Here is a 6203-nt window from a genome sequence, read left to right as displayed (position 1 = left end):
GCCGACGCTGGCCGTGACGAAGCATTCCTGGCCGCCCACGAAGATGGGTTCGCGCAGCGCGTCGAGCACGCGCTGGGCCACGCGCTCGGCGTCGCGCTCGTCGGCCACTTCGGGCAGCAGGGCCACGAACTCGTCGCCACCCAGGCGGCCCACGGCTTCAAGCCCGCGGTGGCTGCGGTTGCCCAGGCCATCGAGCACGCCTTCGAGGATCTGGTCGGAATGGCGCACGCAGCTGCGCAGGCGGCGCCCGACCTCGACGAGGAGTTCATCGCCAGCGGCGTGGCCAAGGGTGTCGTTGATGACCTTGAAGCGGTCCAGGTCGATCAGCAGCAGGCCGACTTCGTGCCCGCCGCGGCGCGCGCTTTCAATGGCGCGCTCGACGCGGTAGATCAACTGGCGGCGATTGGGCAGGCCGGTCAGCGCGTCGAAGTGGGCGAGCTGGCGGATGCGGTCCTCGGCCTGGCGGCGGTCGGTCACGTCCTGCAGGATGCCGGTGTAGCCGTGCACGCCGCCCTGCTCGTTGAATTCCGGCTCGGCCTCGATGTGCACGACACGCTGGCGCCCGTCGGGCAGCGTCAGCGGCAGGTCGGTGATGAGCACCGACGTGTGGGCGATGACGTCGCGCAGCAGGCGCAGGAAGACATGCCGGTCGTCGGCCGGCACCATGCGCATGACGCTGATGAAGTCCAGCCGGTCCTGCGGGCCGCGGCCGAACACGCGCAGGCCCTCGGCGGAGATGGCGAAGCTGCCCGTGATGTCTCGCTTCCACTCGAAGCTGCCCATGCGGGCCAGATCCTGCGCGCGCGCCAGCTTGGCTTTGCTGCGCTCCAGCTCGTGGCGTGTGCGCGAACTGCGCAGCAGGTAGCGCAGGCGGCCGTCCAGCAGGCTCCATTGCGATGACTTGACGAAGAAGTCCGTCGCACCGGCCTGGTAGGCGCGGTTGATGGAGGCCTCGTCGTCGAGACCGGTCAGCATCAGCACCGGCAGGGACTCGAAGCCCGGTGTGGCGCGCAACAGCGCGCAGGTCTCGAAGCCGTCCAGCTCGGGCATCAGCGCGTCGAGCACGACGACATCGGGTGCGCGCACGGAGAGCTGGGCCAGCGCCTCGGTACCGCTGGGCGCCTCGGTGATATCGAAGCCGCGCTCGCGCAGAGCCGCTGCGGTCAGCAGCAGGTTGACCTCGTCGTCGTCAACGAGCAGCACGCGTGGCCGCGAGGGCAGGTCGTCGAGGGCTTGACCGGTGGGCAGCATGAGGCTCGGTGTCAAAGCAGCGCGGCAAGCGCCGCGCGTACCTGTTGGGTGTCGTTGAGCATAGCGTCCAACAGCTCGGGCAGGCCTTCGCTTCGGCCTTCCCGCGCAAGTGTTTCGATGTCCGAGCAACGCGTGGAAAGCGCCATCGCGCCCAGGCTCGCCGACGAGGACTTCAGCGTGTGGCTGACGTGGCGGACAACGGTGAGGTCGATGGTGTCGCCTTCACGGGCGCGGGCCAGGTCGGGGAGCAAGCGGTCCAGCGAGCTGGAGAAGGCTGCCACGACACGCTCCAACAGCTTGTTGCCACCGCTCGGGTCGAGCTCGCGCAGGCGTCGGATCGCCTCGGGGTCGAGCAGGTTGGCGGGTGGGGAGGCAGTCATGAGTGGCGAGGCGCTCGGTGTCACCGCAAATGTAGCTTGGGCAGGGAGGGGGGGTAGCGCGAAGAAATGCACAGATTTGGCGCCGTGCACAGGGTGGCGCATAGGTACCTGGGCACGTGGAACCGCTGCCTACAATGAACTGCATGAAGAGCCTCAGCGACGACAGCGCGCTATCGCACCGCCTGGAGCGGCGGCTGCCGATGCGGCTGCTGGTGCTGGGTCTGGGCGGGGTCGTGCTGCTGCTGCTGGTGCTGGGTACCCTGGTGGTGCTGGCCCTCATGCGGGCCTGGGGCGGCGAGATCGGTGTCGTGCATGCGGCGCTGGTGCTGACGGCTTTCTTCACCGGAGTCATGGTGCTGGCGGCTGCGGCGCTGGGCTGGCATGTCGGCGTGCGCCTGACACGCGAGCGCCTGAGCGAACCGCTGCGTGAGGTGCGCCAACAATTGCTGATGCAGGCCCAGTTGCAGCGCGACTGGCAATGGGCCACCGACGCGACGCACCGCCTCGTGCGCTGGCAGGCGCCGCAGGGCGCTCCGGCGTCGAGCTGGATGGGCGCCGGCGCGGGCACGCAGCTGCTGTGGGAACGCTTTGCGCCGGCAGGATCCGCAGCCGAGCTGCGCGAACGCTTGGCGGCCCATCAGTCCTTTGCTGAGCTGGAGCTGGCCGCCGCCGATGGCGATGCGCATTGGTGCCTGCGTGGCCTGCCGTGCATCGACTCGCACGGCCATTTCGCCGGCTATGTCGGCACGGCGCGGCCGCCCGAGGCGGCGCTGCTGCCTGCGGCCGCGCCGGCACAGCCCGATCTGGCGGCCGAGCACGAGTCATTCAGCTACACCGTCTCCCATGACCTGCGTGCGCCGCTGCGTGTCGTGGAGGGCTTTGCGCGCATCCTGAAAGAGGACTACGGCGGCCGGCTGGACCGTGTCGGCAACGACCACCTCGACCGCGTCATGAGCGCGGCTGCGCGCATGAACAGCATGATCGACGCGCTGCTGTCACTCAGCCAGCTGTCCACGCGGCCACTGGCGCGCCAGCCGGTCAACCTTTCGCAGCAGGCGGGCTATGTGATGGAGGAGCTCAAGCGCAGCGCGCCGCAGCGCGAGCTGGTGCTGGACATCGAGCCCGACCTGACGGTGCAGGGCGACCCGACGCTGCTGCGCATGGTGTTGGAGAACCTGCTGGGCAATGCCTGGAAGTACAGCGCCAAGGCTGATCGCACCGAGATCCGCTTCGGCAGCGTTCAGCAGGACGGGCGGCGGGTGCTGGTGGTGTCCGACAACGGCGCCGGCTTCGACATGCGATTTGCCGAGCGGCTGTTCGGCGTCTTCCAGCGGCTGCACAGCGCCAGCGACTTCCAGGGCACGGGCGTAGGCCTGGCGCTGGTGCGGCGCATCGTGCGCCGGCATGGCGGCGACATCTGGGCCGAGTCAGCCGTGGGCGAGGGCTCGCGCTTCTACTTCACCTTGAGCTGAACGGTCCGAGCGCCGGGCCGCTCCCAAGGATGAGGGCTTACTTCTGCCCTGGGCGGGCCAGCAGCTCGACGGCATCGACGATGCGCCGCGCCTGCTCCGGCACGCTGTGGCCATCGGCCGCAGCCAGGTTCAGCAGGCGGGACAGCGCCTCGTCGCGTGGCAGCGAGTAGCGGTGCATCAGTACGCCCACGGCCATGGCCGTCGGGTCCAGCAGCGCGGGCAGTTCAGACGGCGGTGGGACAGGCGCTGCGGCAGGCGCGGGCACGGGCACGGGCTGGGGCACAGGGGCCGAGCGCGCGAAGGCGGCCTCGACGGCGGGCACGATCTGCGAGATGTCCAGCGGCTTGACGAGGTAGGCGACGGCGCCCAGCTCCTTGACCTTGGCGACCGTCGCCTCGTCGGCGAAGGCGGACAGGAACATGAAGGGCGTCTGCAGGAACTCGCGCAGGTAGGCGGCCACGTCGAAGCCGGTCAGGCCTTCCATACGGATGTCGAGCAGGGCCAGCTCGGGCCGGTGTTCGCGGGCGAGCAGGATGGCGTCGTCGCCGTTGTCGGCGTCGATGACCTCGAAGCCGGCCTGCGTGAGCCCGTAACTCAGCGTCGCCAGCACCAATCTGTCGTCATCGACGACCAGAATCTTGCCCTTGCTCACCGTGCCCCTCAGAAATTTGGTTTTGTCGCCGGATTGTGAACCACGCTCGGTGGAATCAGTTCCAGCCGGCAAACCACATCGTCGCCCCGCTGCTCCAGGCTGAGGATGGCACTGCGCCGCGGCAGCAGCGCGCGCACCAGGCCCAGGCCCGAGACGCCGCTCTTCACGTTCTGCAGCGCAAAGCCCTCGGGCAATCGACCCGGGTTGGCGATCTCGACCGTCACGCCGGCCGGGTCGCAGATGAGCTGGCAGCGCACCTGGGCCTCGTTGCTGTGCTTGAGCGCATTGCCCAGCAGCTCGTTGAGGCTGAGTGCGATGGGAATGGCCTCGGCCTCGGGCAGGCACCAGTCGTCCATCAGCGCGCCACCCTCGGCCGCAGTGGTGATGACGCGGCCCTGCATGCGCTGCACGGAGCCGACGATGGCATCGAACACGCGTTTGAGCACCAGCGGGCCGGTGGCGCCCACCTGCAGGCCGTAGACCTGGGCGATGGCCTGCACCTGGCCGACGGCCTCCTTCAGCACGCCGGCCACCTCCGGCCGGCGCACGGCGATCTGCTGCAGCAGGCCGGCCACGCCCTGCAGGTTGTTCTTGATGCGGTGGTGCACCTCGCGCACCAGCAGCTCGCGCTGCGAGATGGCGGCTTGCAGGCGGGCCTCCTCGGCCGCGCGCTGGTCGGTCACGTCGCTGGCCACCATCAGCAGCAGTTCGGGCGAGTCGTTGCCGGCGGCCAGGTGCAGCAGGCGCGCGTCCCAGATGCGCGTGGCGGAGCCGGCGGGCACGTGGTACTCGCGCTGCACGACGGTCTGTGACACCAGTGCCTCGCGCATGTCGGCGACGACCTTGGCGCCTTGCTCGGCGCCGAACAGCTGCACCGGCGTGCCGCCCAGCAGCGCCGCCTCGGGCCGGCCGGCCAGCATGGCGGCGGCCTGGTTGAGCTTGACGATACGCAAGCTCTGCGCCTCGTGCAGCGTGATGGCCAGCGGCGCGCCTTCGATGATGCGGGCCAGCGACGCCTGCGCCAGCCGGCTCTGTGCCTCGGCCTGGCGACGGCGGTCGATATCGAGCAGCGCGTAAGTCGTCTGTGTCTGCCCGTGCTCGCGCGGTGTCTGCACCGCGTTGCCGATGACCCAGAACTCGCGCCCGTCGCGGCCGCGCAGCCGGCACTCAAACACGTCGGTGCCGGGCTCGGTGTGGAAGGCGTGGCCGTCGTCCTCCGGTGCCAGCACGCCCATGGGCTGCCCCAGCACGTCTTGCAGCTCGCAGCCGAACATGCGGCGGGCCGAGCGGTTCATCCACTCAATGCCGCCGGGCCCGACGGTGACGATGCCGACGAGCACCGAGTCCAGCACGGCTCGCTCGCTCTCGGCGCGCAGCAGCAGCGCGTTCTCGGCCTGGGCCTGGGCGGTCACGTCCAGCGTGACGACCGACGTCGAACGCCGGCCGCCGGCCAGCAGGCCCGGTGCCACGCGCGTGAGCAGCCAGCGGCGGCCCAGCTCGGGGTGGCGCACGGCATAGCGCACCTCGACCGGGTCGCCCTTCTTGAGCGCGCGTTGCAGGCGCTCGAACTCGGGCAAGGAGGCCGGCTCGACGATCTCGCGGTTGATGCCCTGCAGCGAGGCCACGGGCTGCTTCCCACCGGTCTTAAAGGGCGAGCCCTTGCGGTGAGGCTTGAGCCAGCCGGCCTCGGGCTGGAAGGTGGCGAGGCCGACGGCGGCGGTGTCCATCAGCGCGTCGAGCTGCTGGTGGGCGAGGTCGCGCTCGTGCAGGATGCTCTGGTCTTCCAGTTGCGCCAGCAGCAGCGCGCGGCCGTTGCTTCGCCATAGCCGCAGCCGCGCCTGCAGCCAGCGTTGGCGGCCCTGGGGGTCGACGAACTCGGCCTCGATGAGCAGGGGCGGGTCCTGCAGGCGCTGGGCCGTCAGCGCCGGCAGAGGCGCGCCGCGGTGCCAGCCGAGCAAGGCCTGCAGCAGGTCGGGCAGCTCGTTCAGGTGGCGTGGCGAGCCGGGGCAGAGGGCCTCGAAGGCGGCGTTGCGGCGCAGCAGCGCGCCACCGCTGGCGTCGGCCAGCGCGGCGGGTTGGGGCGACAGGGCCAGCCACTCCACCAGCGGCGGTTCGCCAATGTCGGAAGGGCTGAGGCTGGCGTGCAGCAGCCAGTTGGGGCGGTCGCGCAGCAGGTGCAGCGTGGCGCGCTGGCCGTCGGCGAGCTTGAGCGGCGGCGAAGGCGGGGCCAGGCGGCCGGTGTCGATGGCCTGCGCCGCGTCGCGCAGCCAGGTTTCCAGCCGGCTGCCGGCGGCCTGGCGCAGCAGGCGCCAGCCGTCGGCGGCGTCAGCGCCCAGCCACTCGCGTGCGGCCGGGTTGGCGCGCAGCGCGGACAGGTCGGCCCGCAGCGTCAGGACCGGGTCGCCAACGAGGTCGAGCAGCGCAGCGGAGGCGTGCTGGCCGAACATG

General features: G+C 70.6%; 5 protein-coding genes. 1 reads left to right on the top strand and 4 read right to left on the bottom strand.

What is annotated here, in order from left to right:
• The coding region (locus tag ABIS05_RS16480) for a diguanylate cyclase domain-containing protein (protein WP_348009580.1) at positions 1-1251 on the bottom strand (1251 nt) is incomplete at its 3' end.
• 11 nt (positions 1252-1262) lie between these two features.
• Positions 1263-1631 (bottom strand): Hpt domain-containing protein, encoded by a 369-nt coding sequence (locus tag ABIS05_RS16475; RefSeq protein WP_348009579.1) that lies wholly within the window; start codon positions 1629-1631, stop codon positions 1263-1265.
• A gap of 143 nt (positions 1632-1774) precedes the next feature.
• Here ABIS05_RS16475 and ABIS05_RS16470 point away from each other — a divergent pair, with 143 nt between their 5' ends.
• Positions 1775-3103 carry an ATP-binding protein gene (locus ABIS05_RS16470; protein WP_348009578.1) on the top strand — a complete coding sequence of 443 codons (1329 nt, stop codon included), beginning with the start codon at positions 1775-1777 and terminating at the stop codon, positions 3101-3103.
• Positions 3104-3140: 37 nt separating this feature from the next.
• Here the strand turns inward: ABIS05_RS16470 and ABIS05_RS16465 are convergent, their stop codons facing one another.
• Positions 3141-3755 carry a response regulator gene (locus tag ABIS05_RS16465; RefSeq protein WP_348009577.1) on the bottom strand — a complete coding sequence of 205 codons (615 nt, stop codon included), beginning with the start codon at positions 3753-3755 and terminating at the stop codon, positions 3141-3143.
• 8 nt (positions 3756-3763) lie between these two features.
• Positions 3764-6202 carry a PAS domain-containing protein gene (locus ABIS05_RS16460; RefSeq protein ID WP_348009576.1) on the bottom strand — a complete coding sequence of 813 codons (2439 nt, stop codon included), beginning with the start codon at positions 6200-6202 and terminating at the stop codon, positions 3764-3766.
• Between the last annotated feature and the right edge of the window lies 1 nt (position 6203).

This window comes from Roseateles sp. (assembly GCF_039929605.1).
Lineage (GTDB): Bacteria > Pseudomonadota > Gammaproteobacteria > Burkholderiales > Burkholderiaceae_C > Pelomonas.
Note: the sequence above shows the minus strand (reverse complement) of the source record. Positions and strands in the feature narration are given on the sequence as shown.

Excerpts from the sequence above, each read along its gene's own strand:
- ABIS05_RS16460 (WP_348009576.1), bottom strand. The coding sequence starts at position 6,202 with ATGTTCGGCCAGCACGCCTCCGCTGCGCTGCTCGACCTCGTTGGCGAC.
- ABIS05_RS16475 (WP_348009579.1), bottom strand. The coding sequence starts at position 1,631 with ATGACTGCCTCCCCACCCGCCAACCTGCTCGACCCCGAGGCGATCCGA.
- ABIS05_RS16470 (WP_348009578.1), top strand. The coding sequence starts at position 1,775 with ATGAAGAGCCTCAGCGACGACAGCGCGCTATCGCACCGCCTGGAGCGG.